At 65.1% G+C, this 21286-nt stretch carries 19 protein-coding genes, 1 tRNA gene and 1 riboswitch; of the genes, 12 read left to right on the forward strand and 8 right to left on the reverse strand.

The features are described from left to right. Positions 1 to 154 precede the first annotated feature (154 nt). Positions 155 to 670 (forward strand): L,D-transpeptidase, encoded by a 516-nt coding sequence (locus tag BRAGE_RS0138450; protein WP_027561745.1) that lies wholly within the window; start codon positions 155 to 157, stop codon positions 668 to 670. Positions 671 to 723: 53 nt separating this feature from the next. Here the strand turns inward: BRAGE_RS0138450 and BRAGE_RS0138455 are convergent, their stop codons facing one another. Further along, the gene (locus BRAGE_RS0138455) at positions 724 to 1314 is read right to left on the reverse strand and encodes a thermonuclease family protein (RefSeq protein WP_027561744.1); all 591 of its coding nucleotides are present in this window, start codon (positions 1312 to 1314) and stop codon (positions 724 to 726) included. Positions 1315 to 1356: 42 nt separating this feature from the next. Next, complete coding sequence (locus BRAGE_RS0138460) at positions 1357 to 1557, reverse strand: DUF1674 domain-containing protein (RefSeq protein ID WP_027561743.1); 201 nt, start codon at positions 1555 to 1557, stop codon at positions 1357 to 1359. Between the two features lie 189 nt (positions 1558 to 1746). On the opposite strand from BRAGE_RS0138460, the gene BRAGE_RS0138465 reads away from it, so the two are divergent. The 3 genes from BRAGE_RS0138465 (at position 1747) to purH (ending at position 6724) form a co-directional block, all read left to right on the forward strand. Next, positions 1747 to 3093 carry an RsmB/NOP family class I SAM-dependent RNA methyltransferase gene (locus BRAGE_RS0138465; protein ID WP_027561742.1) on the forward strand — a complete coding sequence of 449 codons (1347 nt, stop codon included), beginning with the start codon at positions 1747 to 1749 and terminating at the stop codon, positions 3091 to 3093. A 155-nt stretch (positions 3094 to 3248) separates the two neighbouring features. Beyond that, positions 3249 to 4967 (forward strand): heparinase II/III family protein, encoded by a 1719-nt coding sequence (locus tag BRAGE_RS0138470; protein WP_027561741.1) that lies wholly within the window; start codon positions 3249 to 3251, stop codon positions 4965 to 4967. Between the two features lie 58 nt (positions 4968 to 5025). Then, positions 5026 to 5107, forward strand: a riboswitch (ZMP/ZTP riboswitch). Positions 5108 to 5131: 24 nt separating this feature from the next. Then, the gene (gene purH / locus BRAGE_RS0138475; RefSeq protein ID WP_027561740.1) at positions 5132 to 6724 is read left to right on the forward strand and encodes a bifunctional phosphoribosylaminoimidazolecarboxamide formyltransferase/IMP cyclohydrolase; all 1593 of its coding nucleotides are present in this window, start codon (positions 5132 to 5134) and stop codon (positions 6722 to 6724) included. A gap of 201 nt (positions 6725 to 6925) precedes the next feature. Here purH and BRAGE_RS0138480 read toward each other — a convergent pair whose 3' ends face one another. Beyond that, positions 6926 to 8314 (reverse strand): MFS transporter, encoded by a 1389-nt coding sequence (locus tag BRAGE_RS0138480; protein WP_027561739.1) that lies wholly within the window; start codon positions 8312 to 8314, stop codon positions 6926 to 6928. A 103-nt stretch (positions 8315 to 8417) separates the two neighbouring features. Here BRAGE_RS0138480 and ggt point away from each other — a divergent pair, with 103 nt between their 5' ends. Next, a complete protein-coding gene (gene ggt, locus BRAGE_RS0138485) occupies positions 8418 to 10166 on the forward strand; it encodes a gamma-glutamyltransferase (protein WP_181411725.1) in 1749 nt (582 codons plus the stop codon). Positions 10167 to 10260: 94 nt separating this feature from the next. Further along, positions 10261 to 11556, forward strand: a complete 1296-nt coding sequence (locus BRAGE_RS0138490) for an MFS transporter (RefSeq protein WP_027561737.1) — start codon at positions 10261 to 10263, stop codon at positions 11554 to 11556. A gap of 104 nt (positions 11557 to 11660) precedes the next feature. Here the strand turns inward: BRAGE_RS0138490 and BRAGE_RS0138495 are convergent, their stop codons facing one another. Next, positions 11661 to 12326, reverse strand: coding sequence for a glutathione S-transferase family protein (locus BRAGE_RS0138495; RefSeq protein WP_027561736.1), 666 nt, complete (start codon positions 12324 to 12326; stop codon positions 11661 to 11663). 152 nt (positions 12327 to 12478) lie between these two features. Between BRAGE_RS0138495 and BRAGE_RS0138500 the strand changes: the two genes are divergently transcribed. The 4 genes from BRAGE_RS0138500 (at position 12479) to panE (ending at position 16248) form a co-directional block, all read left to right on the forward strand. Continuing rightward, entirely contained in the window at positions 12479 to 13075 is a 597-nt protein-coding gene (locus BRAGE_RS0138500) for a DUF2239 family protein (RefSeq protein ID WP_027561735.1), read from the forward strand. Between the two features lie 88 nt (positions 13076 to 13163). Beyond that, the gene (locus BRAGE_RS0138505; RefSeq protein ID WP_027561734.1) at positions 13164 to 14513 is read left to right on the forward strand and encodes an MATE family efflux transporter; all 1350 of its coding nucleotides are present in this window, start codon (positions 13164 to 13166) and stop codon (positions 14511 to 14513) included. A gap of 90 nt (positions 14514 to 14603) precedes the next feature. Then, positions 14604 to 15212: a 2-hydroxychromene-2-carboxylate isomerase gene (locus BRAGE_RS0138510; RefSeq protein WP_027561733.1), complete on the forward strand. Its 609-nt coding sequence runs from the start codon at positions 14604 to 14606 to the stop codon at positions 15210 to 15212. 112 nt (positions 15213 to 15324) lie between these two features. After that, positions 15325 to 16248 carry a 2-dehydropantoate 2-reductase gene (gene panE / locus BRAGE_RS0138515; RefSeq protein ID WP_027561732.1) on the forward strand — a complete coding sequence of 308 codons (924 nt, stop codon included), beginning with the start codon at positions 15325 to 15327 and terminating at the stop codon, positions 16246 to 16248. 183 nt (positions 16249 to 16431) lie between these two features. Here the strand turns inward: panE and BRAGE_RS0138520 are convergent, their stop codons facing one another. Further along, positions 16432 to 17025 carry a c-type cytochrome gene (locus BRAGE_RS0138520; RefSeq protein ID WP_027561731.1) on the reverse strand — a complete coding sequence of 198 codons (594 nt, stop codon included), beginning with the start codon at positions 17023 to 17025 and terminating at the stop codon, positions 16432 to 16434. Positions 17026 to 17209: 184 nt separating this feature from the next. Continuing rightward, on the reverse strand, positions 17210 to 18484 hold the full coding sequence (locus tag BRAGE_RS0138525) for a PQQ-dependent sugar dehydrogenase (protein WP_027561730.1): 1275 nt from the start codon (positions 18482 to 18484) through the stop codon (positions 17210 to 17212). A gap of 178 nt (positions 18485 to 18662) precedes the next feature. Here BRAGE_RS0138525 and BRAGE_RS57685 point away from each other — a divergent pair, with 178 nt between their 5' ends. Beyond that, positions 18663 to 18788: a hypothetical protein gene (locus BRAGE_RS57685; protein ID WP_265441393.1), complete on the forward strand. Its 126-nt coding sequence runs from the start codon at positions 18663 to 18665 to the stop codon at positions 18786 to 18788. 76 nt (positions 18789 to 18864) lie between these two features. Here the strand turns inward: BRAGE_RS57685 and BRAGE_RS0138530 are convergent, their stop codons facing one another. Both BRAGE_RS0138530 and BRAGE_RS0138535 read right to left on the reverse strand, forming a co-directional pair. Continuing rightward, on the reverse strand, positions 18865 to 19851 hold the full coding sequence (locus BRAGE_RS0138530; protein ID WP_027561729.1) for an NAD-dependent epimerase/dehydratase family protein: 987 nt from the start codon (positions 19849 to 19851) through the stop codon (positions 18865 to 18867). A gap of 76 nt (positions 19852 to 19927) precedes the next feature. Beyond that, positions 19928 to 20002 (reverse strand) — tRNA-Gly (locus BRAGE_RS0138535). 276 nt (positions 20003 to 20278) lie between these two features. Here BRAGE_RS0138535 and trxA point away from each other — a divergent pair. Continuing rightward, positions 20279 to 21202 carry a thioredoxin gene (gene trxA, locus BRAGE_RS0138540; protein WP_027561728.1) on the forward strand — a complete coding sequence of 308 codons (924 nt, stop codon included), beginning with the start codon at positions 20279 to 20281 and terminating at the stop codon, positions 21200 to 21202. Positions 21203 to 21286: the final 84 nt, after the last annotated feature.

A 21286-nucleotide genomic window follows, 5' to 3' on the forward strand; every position in this document is an offset into this window, starting at 1 on the left:
ATTTCGAACATTTCCTTTGTTCCCCCTGCTGGCGGGCCCTTGGCGGCCGTGCGTGGAAACCATCCGGTTAACGCGCGCGGTTAAGAATGTCTGGGCATGCCGGCGATTGCCGGTTTTGCGTAGATTTCGACGGATCCGTTCAAGGGGAAATTCGATGTTGATGAGGATTGCGGTGGCGTTGGCCGCCACCATCGGAGCAGGGGTCTTGATGTCGACGGCGGCCGAGGCGCGGCCGGAAATGGTGGGAGCGCATCTCGCCGACTATTCGCCGGGCACCATTGTGGTCAAAACCAGCGAGCGGCGGCTCTATCTCATCCTCGATAACGGCCACGCGGTGCGCTACCCGGTCGGCGTCGGCAAGTCCGGCAAGCAATGGGCCGGCACCACCCGCATCGACGGCAAGTATCGCAATCCGGCCTGGTCGCCGCCCGCCGAGGTGAAGCGCGACAAGCCGAACATGCCTGACGTCATTCCCGGCGGCTCGCCGCGCAATCCGATGGGCGTTGCGGCGATGACGCTGGCCGGCGGCGAATACGCCATCCACGGCACCAACGTGCCGGGCTCGGTCGGCGGCTTCGTCTCCTACGGCTGCATTCGCATGCTCAACGACGACATCACCGATCTCTACGGCCGCGTCTCGGTCGGCACGACGGTGGTCGTGACGCGCTGATCGAACAGATCAGGACAGGACACAGAAGCCGCGTCATCCGACGCGGCTTTTTGTTACCAGAAGCGCCAGCCGCGCGCACACCAGCCGTCGCGATGGCCGCCATTGTAGCTGCGGGCGTAACCGCCGGCGAGCAACGCCGCCGAAACGTTGGCGGTTCGGCTGGTCGCGACGTCGGCGAGAACGCGACCATATTTGTCCTGGCCAAGATTGTAGATCGTGACGCCGCCCTGGCCGAGCAGATTGCGCAGCGCGCCGCTGGCGGCCTCGGCCTTGTCCAACTCAGCTTGGCAAGATGCTTTCATCTCGGGCGCATCGATGCCGCGCAGACGGACCCGCGCGACCAGATCGCGTCCGTTCGGCTGACGCACGCGCGCGAGGAAAGTATCGCCGTCGACTGTGCGGACGACATCGACCGCTAGACGCGTGTCGGAATTGCCGGACTGCTGCACGATGATTTGAGCATCGCGTGACCGTCCATCATCTGCATGCGGAATGGGCCAGATCGTTCCCTGGCGGAAGCCGAGCACGATCGCCGTCACGACGCCGACCACGAACATCCACGGCAGCAATCCGGAGAAGCGGCGGCCGAACGGCGAGCCACTATATGAGGGCCGGTAGGGATGATTGGGGTCGAAGCGCGACATCCGCGCACGCTAGGGCTGAGTCGGCTGAACCGGCAAGATGCCCTAGAAATCCGAGGCGATACCTTTGCGCTCCCAATCGCCGTAGCGGGTCGGTTCAGGCCCCTTCGGTCCCTGCAATTCCTTGGGCGCCGCTTCGGCATGCGCCTTCGCCGCAGCCTGCCGGCGCGCTTCGGCTTCGGCCAGCGCGCGCTGGGCGGCCGGCGACAGCTGCTTGCGATCGGGAACGGAGGGCTGGTCACTCATCGTGGACGGTTCCTAGCGCAGGATCGCGGGACGCGCGAGGTCCAATATCGCATTGCTGAAATGGTGATAGTCGGCTGCAAAGGCGAGATGCCATTCTTACATTTGGCATATTCGCATGCCAGATGTTGGTTGGTTAAGGCATGCGCCCATCGCGGCGGAACTGCCGCTCGCTCAGAACCTTGCTTCCGCATGCCATCTCAACGTTTCGCCCCTCCGTCCGAAGTGCCTGGTCTTGCGGCACGGCGGATTGCCGCCGACATCGTCGACGGCGTGCTGCACAAGCATCGCACGCTTGACGACCAGCTCGACGGCAGCGGCGCCCATCCCGGACTGAAGACACTGGCCGACCGCGACCGCGCGCTGATGCGTCGCCTGGTCGCGACCGTGCTGCGCCGGCTCGGCACGCTCGGCCATGTGCTGTCCCGCCTGCTCGACAAGGGCATTCCTTCCGATGCGCCGCGCGCACAGAGCGCGCTCTTGATCGGCGCCGCGCAGATCCTCTGGATGGATGTGCCCGATCACGCTGCGGTCGATCTCTCCGTGCGTCTCGTTCAATCAGATCGCCGCGCCGCGCGCTATGCCGGCCTCGTCAATGCCGTGCTGCGCCGCTGCGCACGCGAGGGCAAGGCGCTGGTCGAGGAAGTCGCGACGCAATCGCTGGACCTGCCGCCCTGGCTGCTCGCGCGCTGGAGCGCGCATTATGGCGAGGCAACCGCAAGGGACATGGCGCTGGCGCTCGGCCACGAGCCCTCGCTCGACCTCACAGTGAAATCCGATGCCGCGCAATGGGCGAGCCGGCTGCATGGCGAGACGCTGCCGACCGGGACGGTGCGGATGCTGCTGCACGGCTCGGTGACCATGCTGCCGGGCTTTGCCGAAGGACAATGGTGGGTGCAGGACGCCGCCGCCGCGCTGCCGGCCCGCCTGTTCGGTGACATCAAGGGCAAATCCATTGCCGATCTGTGCGCCGCGCCCGGCGGCAAGACGGCGCAACTGGCGCTATCGGGCGCGCAGGTCACGGCGATCGACCGCTCGCCCGCCCGGGTGGCGCGGCTGCGCGAGAATCTGACGCGGCTGTCGCTCCAGGCCGAGACCGTTGTCGCCGACGCCGTGGAATGGGCCGGCCCGCTAGAAGGTTTTGACGGCATCCTGATCGATGCGCCCTGCACCTCGACCGGCACGATCCGCCGTCACCCTGATGTCGCATGGCTCCGGCAGGAGTCCGACATCGCCGCCCTGGCCGCGCTCCAGCAGCGGCTGTTGAAGAAATCCGTCTCGCTGCTGAAGCCGGGCGGGACGCTGGTCTACTGCACCTGTTCGCTGGAACCGGAGGAGGGCGAGCAGGCGATCGCTGCCCTGCTTCAGGCAGAGCCCGGCCTGCGGCGCGTGCCGATCGAAGCGTCCGAGGTGTCGGGGCTCAGCGAAATCGTCACCGCCGAGGGTGACCTGCGCACCTTGCCCAGCCATCTGCCGAACGCCGATCCCAAGCTCGGCGGGCTCGATGGATTTTACGCGACCCGGCTCGTTAAATCCTGATTTTGCACCGGATTTTGCCACCACGATACTGATTCGGACCGTTCAAGGTGGTGTCAGCCGTCCGATTTTGGGATTAATAAGGATTCGTCGGAATCCTCTCCCCTCCAAGGCAAGGCGTGTCGGTCGCTCAACGCAGACGTATCTCGACGCTGGTGATGAACCGCTTCGCGCGGAACATGCTCGCGCGCGCGAGCGGCGGCCCCGTTGCGCTGTCGCGGGTCTGGCCCGGCCGCACCGATCGGCTGATCATCGCACCACACGACCTGCGCACCGCCGATGCGACCCGCGCCGCAGAGATCTATGCCGGCCGCTTCGTCTTCGCCGGCAAGATCGTCAATTGCCATGGCCGCTCGATCTTCGATCTGGAGCCGCCGTCGGAGGATTGGGAGGTCGCGCTGCTCGGCTTCGGCTGGCTGCGCCATTTGCGCGCCGCCGACACCGCGCTGACGCGGGCCAATGCGCGCGCACTCGTCGAGGACTGGATCGCCAACCCCGCCAACAAGCGCCGCCCGGTCGCGCGACGCGCCGACGTGCTGGCACGCCGCGTGATCTCGCTATTGTCGCAGGCGCCACTGGTGCTGGGCGACACCGACAACAAATTCTATCGCCGTTACTTGCGCGCGCTCGCGCGCGAGATCCGCTTGCTGCGCTACACCATGGTCGACATCCCCGACGGGGTGCCAAAGCTCCAGGTGATGATCGCGCTGTGCTACACGACGCTGTGCCTCGCCAACCAGGCGCGTCACATCCGCAGCGCCTCGAAAAAACTCTCCGACGAGCTGCAACGGCAGATCCTGCCCGACGGCGGACACATCTCGCGCAACCCGGGCGCGTTGATCGAGCTCTTGATCGACCTGTTGCCGCTGCGGCAGACTTTTGCCGCGCGCAACATCGCGCCGCCGGCGGCGCTGCTCAATGCGATCGACCGCATGATGCCGATGCTGCGCTTCTTCCGCCACGGCGACGGCAATTTTGCGCTGTTCAACGGCATGAGCGCGACGCCTTCGGACCTGCTCGCGACGCTGCTCGCCTATGACGACACCCACGGCGCGCCGATGGCGAACATGCCGCATACCGGCTTCCAGCGCCTCGATGCCGGCCAGACGACGCTGATCATCGACACCGGGCCGCCGCCGCCGGCCGGCATCAGTCACGACGCCCATGCCGGCTGCCTGTCGTTCGAATTATCCTCCGGCATCAGCCGCATCGTCACCAATTGCGGCATGCCGACCACGGGTCGCGACAATTGGCGGCCGTTCGCGCGCGGCACCGCGGCGCATTCGACGCTGACCTATCACGACACCTCGTCCTGCCAGTTCGTGGAGATGTCGGCGATGAAGCGGCTGCTGCACGGCTCGCCCGTCACCAGCGGTCCCGTCGAGGTCGAGAGCTATCGCGAGGTGGTGCAGAACGGCACGCTGCTGACGACCTCGCATGACGGCTATCTCGCCAAATTCGGCGCGATCCATCGCCGTGTGCTGATGATCGCCAATGACGGCGCGCGCATCGACGGCGAGGACACGCTGTCGCCGCCGCAGGGCGGACGCTTCAAGGGCGCGGACGCCGATTTCGCGCTGCGCTTCCATCTGCATCCGGCCGTGAAGGCGAGCCGGCTGTCGGATGCCCGCGGCGTCATGCTGGTGCTGCCGAACCGCGACGTCTGGACCTTTGAAGCGCTGGACGACAAGGTCGACCTCGAGGACAGCGTGTTCCTGGCCGGCAATGACGGCCCTCGCCGCACCGCGCAGATCGTGATCCGCCAGGACGCGCGGCAGGCGCCCTCGATCCGCTGGAGCTTCGTCCGCTCCACCGCCTCGCCAACCGTCACCAATGCCCGCCGCAACGCCCGGCGCGAGCCGGAACTTCCGCTGTAAACGCGCGAATTCGGCCCTATCTCTTCGTTGTGAAAACGGCCGAAAGCTGCTATCGAGCGCTCGTTCGCGCGACTGGCGACCTTGGATGGAGCACCATCGGGAAGCGCGACACGTATCTGCCGCGCGCCTGGGCATAGACACTCCCTGAACAGAGGATCTTGCTCATGACTGACCATCCCCGCCGCGTTACCCGCGCCCTTCTCTCCGTTTCCGACAAGACCGGCCTCATCGAGTTCGCCAAGGCGCTTGCCGCGCATGATGTCGAGCTGGTCTCGACCGGCGGCACCGCGAAAGCGATCGCCGCGGCCGGCCTCAAGGTGAAGGACGTCTCCGACCTCACCGGCTTCCCGGAGATGATGGACGGCCGCGTCAAGACGCTGCATCCGAAGGTGCATGGCGGCCTGCTCGCGATCCGCAACAACAAGGAGCACGCGGAGGCGATGAAGGCGCACGGCATCGCGCCGATCGATCTTCTCGTCGTCAATCTCTATCCGTTCGAGGCCACCGTCGACAAAGGCGCAGGCTTCGAGGATTGCATCGAGAACATCGACATCGGCGGCCCCGCGATGATCCGCGCCGCCGCCAAGAACCATGACGACGTCGCCGTCGTGGTCGAGGCAGAAGATTACAAGGCCGTGCTCGACGAGCTCGCCGCCAACAACGGCGCGACCACGCTGAAGCTGCGCCGGCGGCTTGCCGCGAAAGCCTATGCGCGCACCGCAGCCTATGACGCTGCGATCTCCAACTGGTTCAACCGCCAGCTCGAGATCGATGCGCCTGACTTCCGCGCCTTCGGCGGCCGGCTGATCCAGTCGCTGCGCTATGGCGAGAACCCGCACCAGACCGCGGCGTTCTACGCGACGCCCGACAAGCGCCCGGGCGTCTCGACCGCGCGGCAGCTCCAGGGCAAGGAGCTCTCCTACAACAACATCAACGACACCGATGCGGCCTATGAATGCATCGCCGAGTTCGACGCCAAGCGCACCGCGGCCTGCGTCATCGTCAAGCACGCCAATCCTTGCGGCGTCGCGGAAGGCGCGAACCTCGTCGACGCTTATCGCAAGGCGCTGGCCTGCGATTCCACCTCGGCCTTCGGCGGCATCATCGCGATGAACCGTCCGCTCGACGCCGACACCGCGCGCGAGATCACCAAGATCTTCACCGAGGTGATCATCGCGCCCGACGCGAGCGAAGAGGCCATCGCCATCATCGGCGGGAAGAAGAACCTGCGCCTGCTGCTCGCCGGCAGCCTGCCCGACCCGCGCGCGCCCGGCCTCACCGCCAAGACGGTCGCGGGCGGCCTGCTGGTGCAGAGCCGCGACAATGCCGTGGTCGACGACATGACGTTCAAGGTCGTGACCAAGCGTGCGCCGACCGACGCGGAGATGCGCGACCTGAAGTTCGCGTTCCGTGTCGCCAAGCACGTCAAGTCCAACACCATCATCTACGCCAAGGATCTCGCCACCGTCGGCATCGGCGCCGGCCAGATGAGCCGCGTGGATTCAGCCCGCATCGCGGCGCGCAAGGCGCAGGATGCGGCGAACGAGCTGAAGCTCGCCGAGCCGCTCACCAAGGGCTCGGTCGTGGCGTCGGATGCGTTCTTCCCGTTCGCCGACGGCATGCTCGCCTGCATCGAAGCCGGCGCCACCGCCGTGGTGCAGCCCGGCGGCTCGATGCGCGACGACGAGGTGATCAAGGCCGCCGACGAGCACGGCATCGCCATGGTGTTCACGGGGACACGGCACTTCAGGCATTGATGCCCCCGCTGTCGTGCACCGAACTCTCAACGGGTCGCCCCCGCCTAGTGCGCAATTGCGCACGGGCGCGGCGACCCATAACCCCAGGGAGAAATCGCAGCACGAGCTGGTAACTACGAGTCGTCGCCAAGTCACGGCCTGTGGTTATGGGTCCCGGCTCTGCGCTCCGCTTCGCTGCGCTTGTCCGGGACGACAGCGGAGCTAATTCTCCCGCACCCGCATCAACAGTCCCAGCCCCGTCACGAAAAACACCACCAGCACAGCCATGCCGGCCTTCTGGCTTGCCGTCGCTGCCGTGATCATCCCAATCAGCAGCGGGCCGATGAAGGACGTCACCTTCCCCGTCAGCGCGAACAGGCCGAAATACTGCGCGATGCGGTCCTTCGGCGCGAGATGGATCAGCAGCGTGCGCGATGCGGCTTGAAGCGGGCCGCCGGCGGCACCGATGAGACAGCCCAGCACGAGATACGCGCGCTCGGCCGCGCTCGAGAACAGCGGCGCGCCTGCTTGCGGCGGCGCGACCTCCACGAACAGCACACTGTCCTTGTCGACCAGGAGGATCGCCGCCACCGCCAGCAGCAGGATCAGCAGGCTGCCGGCGATGACACGCTTCGGTCCGAGACGATCATCCAGCTTGCCGCCAAGCCACGCGCCGAACGTGCCGGCGATCGCCAGCATGATACCGAAGGTGCCGATCTGGATGGTGTGCCAGCCGAACGTGCCCGCGGCATAGATGCCGCCGAATGCAAACAGCGATACCAGGCCGTCGGTATAGATCATGTTGGCGAGCAGGAACGCCGCGAGCGATTTCCGCTGCGGCAGACTCCTGATCGATTGCTTCAGCTCGAGCAAGCCTTCGCGCAGCGCCTCGCCCAACGGCCGCTTCGCCGGATAGTCCGGCGTGAACAGGAACATCGGCGTCACGAAGACGATGAACCATATTCCGGTCAGCGGCCCCGCGGCGCGATCGCCCTGGTGGGTTGCGGGATCGAGCCCGAACAGCGGCGTGAAGCCAAGCAGCGTGCGTCCGGTCTCGGGATTCGCAGCGAGGAAGCCGAGCACGATGATCAGGCTGACGATGCCGCCGATGTAACCCGTGGCCCAGCCGGTGCCGGAGAGCCGCCCGATCCGATCCGGCGGCACCAGGGTCGGCATCATCGCATTGTTGAACACGGTGGCGAATTCCGCGCCGACGCTGGCGAGCGCGACCGCGGTCAGCAGCGGCGGAATGATCGAGGGATCGCCGGGCTTGCCGATCCACAGCGTGCAGGAGGCCAGCACCAGCACGGCACCGAATCCCGCGATCCACGGCTTCCTGCGGCCGGACGCGTCGGCGATCGCGCCCAGCACCGGCGAGAGCAGCGCGATCGCAAGGCCCGCGGCCGCCATCGCAAAGCCCCACAGCGACTGGCCCGTGGCAGCATCTGGCGCAATGCTGGTGGCGAAATAGGGCGCGAACACGAAGGTCGTGATCAGCGTGAAATAAGGCTGCGCGGCCCAATCGAAGAAGATCCAGCTGATGACGGCGGCGCGCGGCGGATAGGTCCGCTGCACGCCGGCCATGCGCGCGTCCTCGGCGATCGTCGTCATCACGCGGTCCTCATCACGAACTGTTTTGCCTCTCAGGGCGCAAACCGTATAGCATTACCGTGACGTGTGTGAACTGGCCCGAAGCCACGGCGGAAATTTGATCATGTCGTCACCTTCGACGCGGCGGATATTTTTCGCCTTCATTGCCACTCTGGCGTTTGGTCTTGCGCCTGCGACCGCACAGGATGCGCGGCGGACCTATGTCCCGCCACCGCCCGACAGCATCCACGCCGTTCCCGCCGAACACGGCATGGTGGTGGCGCAGGAGAAGATCTCCGCACAAGTCGGCGCCGACATCCTGCGACGCGGCGGCAATGCGATCGATGCCGCGGTCGCCACCGGCTTTGCGATGGCCGTGACCTATCCTCGCGCCGGCAATATCGGCGGCGGCGGCTTCATGGTGATCCATTCGGCCGAGCGTAACGAAGACGTCACGATCGACTATCGCGAGACGGCACCGGCCGCGACCACGCCGCAGATCTTCCTTGGTACCGACGGCAAGCCCGACCCGGCGAAGTCGCGCGATTCCGCACTCGGCGTCGGCGTGCCCGGCACGGTAGGGGGCCTGGCTCTGGCATTGGAGAAATACGGCTCCGGCCAATTCACCCTGGCACAGCTGCTCGAGCCTGCGATTGCGCTTGCCCGCGACGGCTTCATCATCAGCGACGACATCGCCGACAGCCTGCCGGGCTGGCACCGGCGGCTCGCGCGCTGGCCGTCTTCGGCCAAGATCTTTTCACGGCCCGATGGGACTTCGCTCGGCGAAGGTGACCGGCTGGTGCAGAGCGATCTCGCCGACACGCTGTCGGCCGTGGCCGCCCAAGGTTCGCGCGGCTTCTATGAAGGTCCGGTTGCAGACAAGATCGCCAAGGCCATGTCCGATGCCGGCGGCATCATGACATCGGCCGACCTGAAAGCCTATCAGCCCGTGATCCGCGCACCCGTGCGCGGCACCTATCGCGGCTACGACATCGTCTCGATGCCGCTGCCGTCCTCCGGCGGCGTGGTGCTGGTGGAGACGCTCAACATTCTCGAAGGCTTTCAGCTCGCCGATCTGAAGCAGGGATCGCCGGCCTCGCTGCATCTGCTGATCGAAGCCATGAAGCGCGCCTATGCCGATCGCGCGCGCTATCTTGGCGATCCCGCCTTCGTCAACGCACCGATCGAGACGCTCACCGCGAAGGACTATGCTACCAAGCTGCGCGCGAGCATTTCCATCCAACGCGCCACGCCATCGAAAGAGCTCGTGCCCGCCGCTGCCGCGCCGCGCGAGGGCAGCAACACCACGCATTTTTCCGTCGTCGACGCCCGCGGCAATGCCGTCAGCAACACCACCACGCTGAACTTCAGCTATGGCGTCGGCCTCGTTGCCGAGGGCACCGGCGTGCTGCTCAACAACGAGCTCGACGATTTCACCGCGGCGGTCGGGGCGTCAAATGCTTATGGCCTCGTCGGCTACGAGGCCAATCTGCCCGGGCCCGGCAAACGGCCGCTGTCCTCGATGTCGCCGACCATCGTGCTGAGGGACGGCAAGCCGGTGCTGGTGACGGGCTCACCCGGCGGCAGCCGCATTATCTCGACCGTGCTCCAGGTGATCGTGAACGTTCTCGACTACAGGATGGACGTTGCGGCCGCTGTCGCCGCGCCACGGCTGCATCACCAATGGCTGCCGGACGAGGTCCGCGTCGAGAGCGGCTTTCCCGAAACTGTCCTGTCCGAGCTGAAGGCGATGGGCCACCTCGTCGTCGAGCCGATGGGCCAGACCTCGGCCAACTCGATTCTCGTGACCGCCAACGGGCCGCTCGGCGCGCCCGATCCGCGCACGCGAGGCGCAGAGGCAGCAGGGCAGTAATTCTGCCCTGCATGGCGCGAAGCCCTGCTCCGGCTTGCGCAAGCCGCCGCGCGTGCTACCACCGCCCGGCCAAAGAAACTGCCGGGAAACGCACATGACCATCGCCGATCCGAACCGGCGCATCGAACGCGCCGAGATCGAGGACACCAGCCTTCTCGCCTTCTACCGCGACATGAACGTCGCCGAACGCCGGACCTTCTGGGCCTGTGCGGCGGGCTGGGCGCTCGACGGCATGGACTTCATGATCTATCCGCTGGTGATCGGCACCATCATCGCGCTGTGGAAGGTTGATGCGGCCTCGGCAGGTCTTGCCGGCACGGTGACGTTGCTCGCCTCCGCGATCGGCGGCTGGCTCGGCGGCTATCTCTCCGATCACATCGGCCGGGTCAGAACGCTTCAGATCACCATCATCTGGTTCTCGTTCTTCTCGCTGGTCTGCGCGGTCGTGCAGAATTTCGACCAGCTCCTGATCGCGCGCGCCGTGCTCGGCCTCGGCTTCGGCGGCGAATGGGCCGCCGGCGCGGTGCTGATGGGCGAGGCGATCCGGCCGCAGTATCGCGGACGCGCGGTCGGCTCGGTGCAATCGGGCTGGGCGGTCGGCTGGGGCCTTGCGGTGCTGTCGCAGGCGATCCTGTTCTCGCTGATGCCGGCGGAGACGGCGTGGCGCTGGATGTTCGTGATCGGCGCGCTGCCGGCGCTGCTGGTATTCTACATCCGCCGCTCCGTCACCGAGCCGGAGATCGCGGCTGAAGCCCGCGCCAGGCAGGCGGCGAGCGGCGACCGGCCGGCGCTCTGGGAAATCTTCTCAGGTCCGATCCTGAAGACCACGATCCTGGCGTCGCTGATGGCGACGGGCTGCCAGGGCGGCTATTACGCGATCACCTTCTGGGTGCCGCAGTTCCTGACCAAGGAGCGGCATCTGTCGATCGTCGGCTCGACCGGCTATCTCTCGACGCTGATCATCGGCTCCTTCATCGGCTATCTCACCGGCGCCTGGCTCGCCGACCGGATCGGGCGGCGCAATCTGTTCCTGATCTTCTCGATCGGCGCGATGGCCGTGGTGCTGCTCTACACCCAGCTGCCGCTCACCAACGAGATCCTCTGGGTGCTCGGCTTCCCGCTGGGCTTCTTCGCCTCGGGCTATTTCTCGGGGATCGGCGCGTTCCTGACCGAGCTCTATCCGACGCGGCTGCGCGGCTCGGGCCAGGGCTTCTGCTACAATTTCGGCCGCGGCATCGGCGCGCTGTTTCCGTTTCTCGTCGGTGCACTGTCGGCGACGACGTCGCTTGCGAATGCCATCGCGATCTTCGCGGTGGTGGCTTACGTGGTGTTCTTCATCGCCGCCTTCGCGCTGCCCGAGACGCGCGGGCGCGTGCTGCACGCGGACTAATCGGTCATTCCGGGGCGCCCGAAGGGCGAACCCGGAATCTCGAGATAGTGGCGCGAGATTCCGGGTTCACGCTCCGCGTGCCCCGGAATGACGGTGGGAGAGACTTACCGCCCCACCTGATACGGCCCGCCCTTCTCCAGCGCACGCGCATAGGCCGGCCGCGCGTGAATGCGCTCCAGGAACGCCATTGCCCTGGGATGGCCCTGCTCCAGTCCGCCGCGCGCTTGCGCAGCTTCGAGCGGGAAGCTCATCTGGATATCGGCCGCAGTGAACTCGTTGCCGGCGAACCACTCGCTCTTGCCAAGCTCGCCTTCCCAGTAATCCATGTGCTGCTTGAGCTGCGGATTGACCAGCGCAGTGAGCGCCTGGTTCGAGACCTTGCGCACCAGCGGGCGCAGCAATGCGGGCGCGCGCTTCGGCATCAGCGTGAACAGCAACTTCAACAGCAGCGGCGACATCGCGGAGCCCTCCGCATAGTGCAGCCAATAGGTGAAGCGCAGCCGCTCCGGCGTGTTCGGCGGCGGGATCAGCCGGCCGTTGCCGTAGGTGGCGACGATATATTCGATGATCGCGCCTGACTCGGCGATGGTGTTGCCATTGTCGGTGATCACAGGCGACTTGCCGAGCGGATGGATCGCGCGCAGCTCCTTCGGCGCGCGCATGTCGGGCTGGCGCTGATAGCGCACGATCTCGTAGGGCACGCCCAACTCCTCGAGCAGCCACAGCACGCGCTGCGAGCGGGAATTGTTGAGGTGGTGAACGGTCAGCATCGGTGGAGTCCCCAGGCTAGGCGTGGTCGATCGGCCGCGCCGTTCGTGCCAGCCCGGGACCGCAATGTCGAGCCGTCGGTACGGATATTTTCACCCGGGTATATTGACGGATATAATTTACCCGGGTATTAAGTCGCCAACGCTGCTCAAATATGGCAATGATTCCAATGCAGAAGATTTTCACCGCCTTCCAGGGTCCGCGCCGCCTGGTGTCCGGACCGGCCGGAGAGGTCGCGCTCGTCGTCAAGCGGATGGCGGCACGGCCGGACGAGCCCATCATCATCTTCGAGGACGCCACGGGCCGATCGATCGATTTCGATCTGCGCGGCGGCGACCGCGAGGTGCTGGCGCGGTTGGCGAAGCTTCTCCCGCCCCCGGTCGAGGAGACTGCACCGCCGAGCGAGCCGCGCGGGCGCGGCCGGCCGAAACTCGGCGTGGTCGCGCGCGAGGTGACGCTGCTGCCGCGGCACTGGGAGTGGCTCAACGCGCAGCCGGGCGGCGCCTCGGTCGCGCTGCGCAAGCTCGTCGACGAGGCGAGGCGCGCCAGCGGCGACAAGGACCGCGAGCGGCAGGCGCGCGATGCGGCCTATCATTTCATGTCGACCATGGCCGGCAATCTGCCGCAGTTCGAGGAAGCCTCGCGCGCGCTGTTCGCAGATGACAGGCGACGCTTCACCGGACTGATCGCGGACTGGCCGACCGACATTCGCGACCACATCGTCAAGCTCGCCTACAGCGACCGCGCCTAAGGCCCGCTCTCTCTCTCTCAACCCCATCGACGGCCGAGCCGCGCATTGCGCGGCAGCGGCTTCGCGCGCCCTGATGAAAGGCAAACCCATGTCGACGCCCACGCCACTCTGGACCACCTTCCTCCGCTTCCTTGCACCGCTGATGCTGAGCAACGCGCTGCAATCGCTGTTCGGCACCGTCAGCAATATGTATCTCGGCCAGATGATCGGCGTCGACGCGCTCGCGGCGGTGTCGGCGTTCTTTCCGGTGATGTTCTTCCTGTTCGCCTTCGTCATGGGCCTGAGCACCGGCGCCACCGTGCTGATCGGTCAGGCCTTTGGCGCGGGCGAGCACAACAAGATCAGAAGCGTTGTCGGAACGACGCTCGCGGTCGGCCTCCTGCTCTCGATTTCCGTCGCATTGATCGGTGGGGTCTTCAGCCGGCAATTGATGATGGCGCTCGCAACGCCCGCCGACATTCTCGACCAGGCCAGCGCCTATGCCCGCATCATGCTGCTGACGATGCCGCTCGGCTTCGTCTTCCTGCTGATGACGGCGATGATCCGCGGCGTCGGCGATGCGCTGACGCCACTGCTGGCGCTGGGGTTGTCGACTGCGATCGGCCTGATCATCACGCCGATGCTGATCCGCGGCGCGTTCGGATTGCCCGCTGCCGGCATCACCAGCCCGGCCTGGGCAGCTGCAGTCTCAAACACGCTGACTCTGCTCGCGCTGGCCGTCTATCTGCTGCGCAAGAAGCATGCGCTGGCGCCGGATGCTGTCTTGCTGCGTCATCTCCGGCTCAATCGCGCCGTGCTCGGAAAAATCCTCGGCATCGGACTGCCGAGCGCAATCGGCATGGTGGTGATGGCAATCGCCGAGCTGGTGCTGCTCGGCCTCGTCAACGGCTTTGGATCCGACGCCACCGCGGCCTACGGCGCCGTCAACCAGGTGATGGGCTATACGCAGTTCACGGCGATGTCGATTTCGATCGCGGTCTCGATCCTGGGCGCGCAGGCGATCGGCCGCGGCGACAGCGCAGGGCTCGACGGCATCGTGCGTACCGGGCTCGCATTCAACCTGGTCCTGACCGGCGGGCTGGTGGCGCTGATTTATCTCGTGCCGCGCGCCGTGCTCGGCCTCTTCATCACCGACGGCGCCGTGCTCGATCTGGCGAAAGGGCTGCTGTACATCGCCCTGTGGAGCTCGGTGCCGTTCGGCCTGGCCACCGTATTCTCCGGCGCGATGCGTGCGGCCGGCGTGGCGCTGACGCCGATGCTGCTGTCGATCTTCGCCATTGTCGCAATCGAGCTGCCGTCCGCGGTGATCCTGAGCCGCACGATCGGCCTTGACGGCGTGTGGGCGGCCTATCCGATCGTATTCTGCGCCATGTTCGTTTTGCAGATGGGCTATTACCTCCTGGTCTGGCGCCGGCGCGCGATCCGGCGTCTGGTTTGATCATCAAAGTATTATGACCATCATTAAACGGTGGACCCGTGACGCGCGCTGCGCCACAATGGGTCGAAAGCGACCTCAGGGAGATCGATCTTGACCCGCACAGCTCCGCAGTTCCTGTTCGATTTCGGCAGCCCGAACGCCTATCTCAGCCATCTCGCGATTCCCGCGATCGAGCAGCGCATCGGCGTCAAGTTCGAATACGTGCCGATCCTGCTCGGCGGCATCTTCAAGTCGACCAACAACAAGTCGCCGGCCGAGACGCTCGCCGGCATCAAGAACAAGCGCGAATTCCAGCAGGTCGAGACCGAGCGCTTCATCAAGCGTTTCAAGGTCCAGCCCTATGTCTTCAATCCGCACTTCCCGGTCAACACGCTGAATTTGATGCGCACCGCGATCGCCGCTCAGCGCGAGGGCGTGTTCGAGAAATACGTGGACGCCGCCTTCCATCACATGTGGCGCGAGCCCAAGAAGATGGACGATCCGGAAGTCGCGGCAAAGGCGCTGGCGTCCTCGGGTCTCGACGCGCAAAAGCTGCTTGCCCGCGCCCAGGAGCCCGAGGTCAAAGGCAAGCTGATCAAGAACACCGAGGAGGCGGTCGCCCGCGGCGCCTTCGGCTCGCCGACCTTCTTCGTCGGTAACGAGATGTTCTTCGGCAAGGAGCAGCTGCGCGAGGTCGAGGAGATGGTGCTGGGGACGTAATCCACGCATCTTCAGCGACAGAATGTGATCGCGGCGACATTCTGGGTTGCTTCGCTTCGCGCGCAAGGGCGACTATAGATGGACCGCCAATAGCAACAAAAAGGAATATCCCATGCGCATTCTCGTGGTCGGCGCCGGCGCCATCGGCGGCTATTTTGGTGGCAGGCTGTTGCAGGCCGGTCGCGACGTCACCTTCCTGGTCCGGCCGCGCCGCGCCAGCGAACTGGCCAGCGCCGGCCTCGTCATCAAGAGCCCGAATGGCGATGTAACCTTGAAGAATCCGCCGACCGTGCAGGCCGACGCGATCAAGGACAAGTTCGACGTCGTACTGCTTAGCTGCAAGGCGTTCGACCTCGACGACGCCATCAAGTCGTTTGCGCCCGCGGTCGGGTCGAACACGTCGATCATCCCGATGCTGAACGGCATGAAGCATCTCGACACGCTGGATGCGAAGTTCGGCAAGGAGCGCGTGTTGGGCGGCCTCTGCGCCATTGCCGCGACGTTGAACGACAAGCGCGAGGTGGTGCAGCTGCAGCCGATGCAGTCGCTCAATTACGGCGAGCGCGATGGCAAGCTGTCGGATCGGGTCAAGGCCATCGACGAGGCTTTCAAGAGCGGCATCAACGGCGCCGCCGCGAGCCAGAACATCATGCAGGACATGTGGGAGAAGTGGGTATTCCTGTCCTCGCTCGCCGCAAGCACCAGCCTGATGCGCACCTCCGTCGGCAACATCCTGGCCGCGCCGGGCGGCCGCGACTTCCTGCTCGGCATGCTCGATGAAACCAGCGCGATCGCGACCGCGTCAGGCTACGCGCCGGGCGGCCCGTTCTTCGAGCGGGTGAAGGGCAACATCACCACCGAGGGCTCGCCGATGACCGCCTCGATGTTCCGCGACATCAAGGCGGGCCTGCCGGTCGAGGCCGATCACGTGATCGGCGACCTCATCGCACGCGCTGACGCTGCCAAGGTGCCGGTGCCGAAGCTGCGGATCGCGTATACACATTTGAAGGCGTATGAAAAGCAGCGGGCGAGCTAACCGCGGCACTGTCGTCCCGGGGCGCGCGCAGCGCGAGCCCGGGACCCATAACCACAGGGAATGGTTATGGGTCGAGCTGATCACCACGAGTCTTTCGCCAAACGCGATCCTGTGGTTATGGGTCCCGGATCTGCGCTTCGCTTGTCCGGGACGACAGCGGAGTTTTACGGCTCGCACTCTCCACTACTTGAAATACGCGAGATAGTGCGAGACCGCCGTGATCTCCTCGTCGCTCATGTGATAGGCGACATCGGCCATCGCGGCGACGCCGCCGCCGACGCGTGCGCCCGCCTTGTAGTCGTGCAGCGCCTTGACCAGATATTCTTCGCGCTGACCTGCGAGCCGCGCCACCGCCTTGGTGCCGGCAAAGCTGTCGGTGTGGCATGAGGCGCAGCGACGGCCGACGGCGACTTGTGCGCCCTTCTTCGACAGATCGGGATCGTTGTCCTCCGCTGCCTTCGGCGGCGTCATTGCTGCGAAATAGGCGCCGAAATTGCGGATGTCCTCGTTGGTGATCTCTTCCACGATCGGCTGCATCTGATCGTTCTTGCGCGAGCCGGCGCGGAAGAACACCAGTTGCCACTGGAGGAATTGATCGGGCTGGCCGGCCAGCGAGGGGATATTCTCGGTCTGTGAGATGCCGTTCTCGCCATGACAGCCGGAGCAGACGGCGGCCTTCTCCTTGATCGCGGCGTTGTCGGCGGCGCTTGCTGGAACGAATGCAAGCGTTGCGAGCGCAACCGCGCTGATCGCGTGCGAGATGAATTGCCGGCGCATGGTCGGGATTCCGATCTATCGAGCTCGTCATTCCGGGGCGCGCCGCTTGGCGCGAGCCCGGAATCCATAACCACGAATCGGGGTTATGGGTTCCGGACTTGCGCGCAAGTCCGGAACGACACCGTGGGGGCTGAAATGAAAAGGCTGCGGCCGTCACCCGGTCGCAGCCTCCGTTCGTGTCGCGCTACTTCTTGCTGTAGCTGATGCGATAGATCGCGCCGGCCCAATCGTCGGCGACGAGGATCGAGCCGTCCTTGGCGAGGATGATGTCGTCGGGCCGACCGAGATAGCCCTGGTCGCCCTCGAGCCAACCGGACGCGAACACCTCTTCCTTCGGGTTCTTTCCGTCAGGCCCGACGATCACGCGCACGATGCGCGCGCCCTGATATTTGTGCCTGTTCCAGGAGCCGTGCTCGGCGATCAGGATGTTGTTCTTGTACTCCGGCGGAAATTGGTCGCCGGTATAGAACTTCATCCCAAGCGGAGCGACGTGTGCGCCGAGGTTCAACACGGGCGGCGTGAACTCGGAGCATTTATGGCCCATCGCGAACTTGTCGTCCGGCAAATTACCCTGGTGGCAATAGGGATAGCCGAAATGCTCGCCGATCTTGTTGATCATGTTCAGCTTGTCGCTGGGCTTGTCGTCGCTGATCCAGTCGCGGGCATTCTCGGTGAACCAGTATTTGCCGGTGCGCGGATCGACGTCGCCGCCGACGGAGTTGCGAACGCCGAGCGCCCAGATTTCGGCATTGCCGGTCTTGGGATCGACGCGCCGGATCTGCGATACGCTGGTCGGCGGAATGCCGATGTTGAAGGGCGGTCCGAACGGCAGGAAGAACCAGCCTTCCTTGTCGACCGCGATGTACTTCCAGCCATGCGCGGCATAGGACGGCATGTCGTCATAGACGACCTTGCCCTCGCCGGGATTGTCGAGCTTGTTTTCGATATCGTCGTAGCGGATCAGCTTGTCGACCGCGATGACGTAGAGCGCGCCGTCCTTGACGGCGAGACCGGTGGGCATGTTCAGCCCCTTGAGGATGGTCTTGACCTCTTTCTTTCCGTTGTTGTCCTTGATGGCATAGACGTTACCGAGGCCGAACGAGCCGACGAACAGCGTGCCCTTGTCGCCCCATGCCATCTGCCGCGCGGCCAGCACGCCGGAGGCATAGACCTCGATCTTGAAGCCCGGCGGCAGCTTGATCTTCTTGACGATGTTGGCGAGCTCGGCGTCGGAGGCACCCGTCGGCGGCCCCGAGGGCGGCGCGAGGCCCTTCTGCGCCTCGGTCTCATCGCCGAGGAACCAGTCATCCGGCGGATGGGTCCAGAATTCCTTGGTGCCGGATTCGTATTTCTTCAGCGCCCGGTTCTTGTCCTGCTGTTGCGCATTGCCGGCGCTGGTCCCCGCAAGAAGGGCCACGGCTGCAAGCGCCAACACGGATCGATGGAACATCGATGTCATCGCGTCACTCCCCTAAGGCAGCCGTCAAGGCCGCGCTTTATTTTGTTATGGCTAGTCGAGAGGCGAAGTTAGGAGTCTGCCGAATGGCAGACGCAAAAAGGTTAGCACATCTGCCAGCCCTGAGAAGCGCGCTGCGCGTGCTGCGATTGCGCTCAATAAAAATTGAGACGGAGTGTCAATGAAGGCGACCTCCGCGACGAAAGCGCTCTCGCTGCAACGCGGAATCAAGATCGCGCGCGTCCGATCTTCAGACAGCGCGAAGGGCATCAAACAAGAACTGCGAAAACAACCCCATGCACAGTAGAACGGCCGAGGCCGGCTTGCTCCCGGCGACGCCCGGGAGACACTTGATGCATCGAGCAAAATGACGAACGCGGCGCTTATGAGGCGACGGGGTAGGGCCCGTCGTCGAAAGCCACATCATGATAGCCCTTCGAGCCGACCTCGCGCGCTAGCGCACTGCGGAAATCGCGGCCATCGCGAAGGCTGCGCAGCACATGGGCAAAGTCGAATTCCGGCCGCCAGCCTAGCTCGCGCCGCGCGCGCTCATTGACATAGACGCGGTCGATCTGCGGAAACAGGCGCCAGCCGCGTGCGGCGTAGAGGTTCTCGCAGTCGGGATAGAGCGCTCGCACGAGAGCGGCCGCGTCGCGCGCCAGCGCTCCGAGATGGTGCTCTTCGAACGGACTTGTGGCGGAGACGATGTAGCGGGCAAAGCCGATCTTCGGCGCGCGCTCGACCGCGAGCAGATGCGCGCCCACCACGTCCGCTATATCCAGCCGGCGATAGAGCAACTCATTGGCCTGCGCGTTGTCCAGCGGGTAGGCCGACCGCATCGCGGGATCGTCATCGTCCTCCGGAAAGAAGCGCGAGGTCCGCAACACCACGACCGGCAGGCCGCGCTCGCGAAAGAACAGCTCGCAGAGGTTCTCGGCCATCAGCTTGGTCGTGCCGTAAATGTTTTTCGGCACCGGCGGCAGATCCTCGGTGACCCACACCGCCGCCTGCCCGGCTTCGGGACGAAGCTGCGAGCCGAACGCGCTGGTAGTGCTGGTGAAGACGAAGCTGCGCACGCCGGCGGCCGCCGCCGCCTCGAGCAGGTTGAGCGTGCCGGTGACGTTGGTATCGACAAAATCCTGCTTGCTGTGAGTCGCCACATGCGGCTTGTGCAGCGTCGCGGTGTGGATGACGGCGGAGATGCCCTCCATCTGCCGCCGGACGAAATCGGGATCGACGATCGAGCCGACGGCATCGGTTAATGGTGATGGCTTCAGATCGACTCCACGCGCCAAGGAACCGCACCCACGAAGCGTGCGGAGGATCGCCTCTCCGAGGTGACCCGTGCTGCCCGTAACAAGAATTGTCATTTGAGACCCAATACAGCCACCAGCGGCGTGGAAAACCACGGCCCGACCTGATTTGGCTGGATGCTCTGGGAAAAATTGGAGCGGGCGAAGGGGCTCGAACCCTCGACCCCGACCTTGGCAAGGTCGTGCTCTACCACTGAGCTACACCCGCATCCTGTGTCGGCCGCGTGACGCGCCGGCAACGGCTGTCGTATGCCAAAAGCGGAAAGGGAATGCAACAGCTACCCGCGGCATAGATTGGTATCTTTGAGGCCCCATATGGAGCCTAACGCGCGGCAAATCGACCGAAAACGGCCTGGAACCGCCAAATCGGCTGCGATGGATTGAAATTCGGCCGTCCCGGCCCAATTTTAGCGCCGACACCACAGCATAAGAATCGGCGACGTGCTAAAGACCCGCCATTCCAGACATCAGACGAGGGGATCCCGTGACGATCATCGACCAGGGTAACGGAGCGGCGGGCCCGGCTGCGGCCGATCTGATCAAGGACACCACCACCCAGACCTTCGTGAAGGACGTCATCGAGGAATCGAAGCGCCAGCCGGTGCTGATCGACTTCTGGGCGGAGTGGTGCGGCCCCTGCAAGCAGCTCACTCCGGTGCTGGAAAAGGCAGTCAAGGCGGCCAAGGGCAAGGTCAAGCTGGTCAAGATGAACATCGACCAGCATCCGGCGATCCCGGGCCAGATGGGCATCCAGTCGATCCCGGCCGTGATCGCTTTCGTCAATGGCCAGCCCGCCGATGGCTTCATGGGCGCGGTGCCGGAAAGCCAGGTCAACGCCTTCATCGAGCGGCTGACCAAGGGCATGACTGCGCCCGGCGAGGTCAATGTCGCCGAGATCGTGCAGGAGGCCGAAGCGGTGCTCGCCGAGGGCGATGCCGCGGCCGCCGCGCAGATCTATGCCGAGGCGCTCCAGCATGATTCGACCAACATCGCCGCGCTTGCCGGCCTTGCGAAGTGCTACGCGGTGTCGGGCGCGATGGAGCAGGCCAAGCAGACGCTGGCCATGGTGCCGGAATCCAAGCGCAACGACCCCGCGGTGAAGGCCGTGCAGACCACGATCGAGCTCGCCGAGCAGGCGGAGCAGCTCGGCCCGGTCGCCGAGCTTGAACAGAAAGTCGCCGCAAACCCGCTCGATCATCAGGCACGGTTCGACCTTGCGACCGCCCTCAACGCGCAAGGCAACCGCACTGCGGCCACCGAGCAGCTGCTCGAGATCGTCAAGCGCGACCGCAAGTGGAACGATGACGGCGCCCGCAAGCAGCTGGTGCAGTTCTTCGAGGCCTGGGGCGGCACGGATGACGCAACCGTCGAGGGTCGAAAGCGCTTGTCGACGATCCTGTTTTCGTAAGGAAAACGCGCGACTATTGTTTGAGCATGATCTTGGCGGAAAACCGCTGCACACTCTTCCGGATCATGCTCTAGCGGGGACCAG

Origin of the sequence: Bradyrhizobium genosp. SA-4 str. CB756 (assembly GCF_000473125.1) — a bacterium.
Classification (GTDB): Bacteria; Pseudomonadota; Alphaproteobacteria; order Rhizobiales; family Xanthobacteraceae; genus Bradyrhizobium; species Bradyrhizobium arachidis.

Excerpts from the sequence above, each read along its gene's own strand:
- BRAGE_RS0138450 (WP_027561745.1), top strand. The coding sequence starts at position 155 with ATGTTGATGAGGATTGCGGTGGCGTTGGCCGCCACCATCGGAGCAGGG.
- ggt (WP_181411725.1), top strand. The coding sequence starts at position 8,418 with ATGTCGTCACCTTCGACGCGGCGGATATTTTTCGCCTTCATTGCCACT.
- BRAGE_RS0138500 (WP_027561735.1), top strand. The coding sequence starts at position 12,479 with ATGGCAATGATTCCAATGCAGAAGATTTTCACCGCCTTCCAGGGTCCG.
- BRAGE_RS0138480 (WP_027561739.1), bottom strand. The coding sequence starts at position 8,314 with ATGACGACGATCGCCGAGGACGCGCGCATGGCCGGCGTGCAGCGGACC.
- BRAGE_RS0138530 (WP_027561729.1), bottom strand. The coding sequence starts at position 19,851 with ATGACAATTCTTGTTACGGGCAGCACGGGTCACCTCGGAGAGGCGATC.
- BRAGE_RS0138525 (WP_027561730.1), bottom strand. The coding sequence starts at position 18,484 with ATGACATCGATGTTCCATCGATCCGTGTTGGCGCTTGCAGCCGTGGCC.
- BRAGE_RS0138505 (WP_027561734.1), top strand. The coding sequence starts at position 13,164 with ATGTCGACGCCCACGCCACTCTGGACCACCTTCCTCCGCTTCCTTGCA.
- BRAGE_RS0138455 (WP_027561744.1), bottom strand. The coding sequence starts at position 1,314 with ATGTCGCGCTTCGACCCCAATCATCCCTACCGGCCCTCATATAGTGGC.
- BRAGE_RS0138495 (WP_027561736.1), bottom strand. The coding sequence starts at position 12,326 with ATGCTGACCGTTCACCACCTCAACAATTCCCGCTCGCAGCGCGTGCTG.
- BRAGE_RS0138470 (WP_027561741.1), top strand. The coding sequence starts at position 3,249 with ATGAACCGCTTCGCGCGGAACATGCTCGCGCGCGCGAGCGGCGGCCCC.
- panE (WP_027561732.1), top strand. The coding sequence starts at position 15,325 with ATGCGCATTCTCGTGGTCGGCGCCGGCGCCATCGGCGGCTATTTTGGT.
- purH (WP_027561740.1), top strand. The coding sequence starts at position 5,132 with ATGACTGACCATCCCCGCCGCGTTACCCGCGCCCTTCTCTCCGTTTCC.
- BRAGE_RS0138490 (WP_027561737.1), top strand. The coding sequence starts at position 10,261 with ATGACCATCGCCGATCCGAACCGGCGCATCGAACGCGCCGAGATCGAG.
- BRAGE_RS57685 (WP_265441393.1), top strand. The coding sequence starts at position 18,663 with ATGAAGGCGACCTCCGCGACGAAAGCGCTCTCGCTGCAACGCGGAATC.
- BRAGE_RS0138465 (WP_027561742.1), top strand. The coding sequence starts at position 1,747 with ATGCCATCTCAACGTTTCGCCCCTCCGTCCGAAGTGCCTGGTCTTGCG.
- BRAGE_RS0138520 (WP_027561731.1), bottom strand. The coding sequence starts at position 17,025 with ATGCGCCGGCAATTCATCTCGCACGCGATCAGCGCGGTTGCGCTCGCA.
- BRAGE_RS0138460 (WP_027561743.1), bottom strand. The coding sequence starts at position 1,557 with ATGAGTGACCAGCCCTCCGTTCCCGATCGCAAGCAGCTGTCGCCGGCC.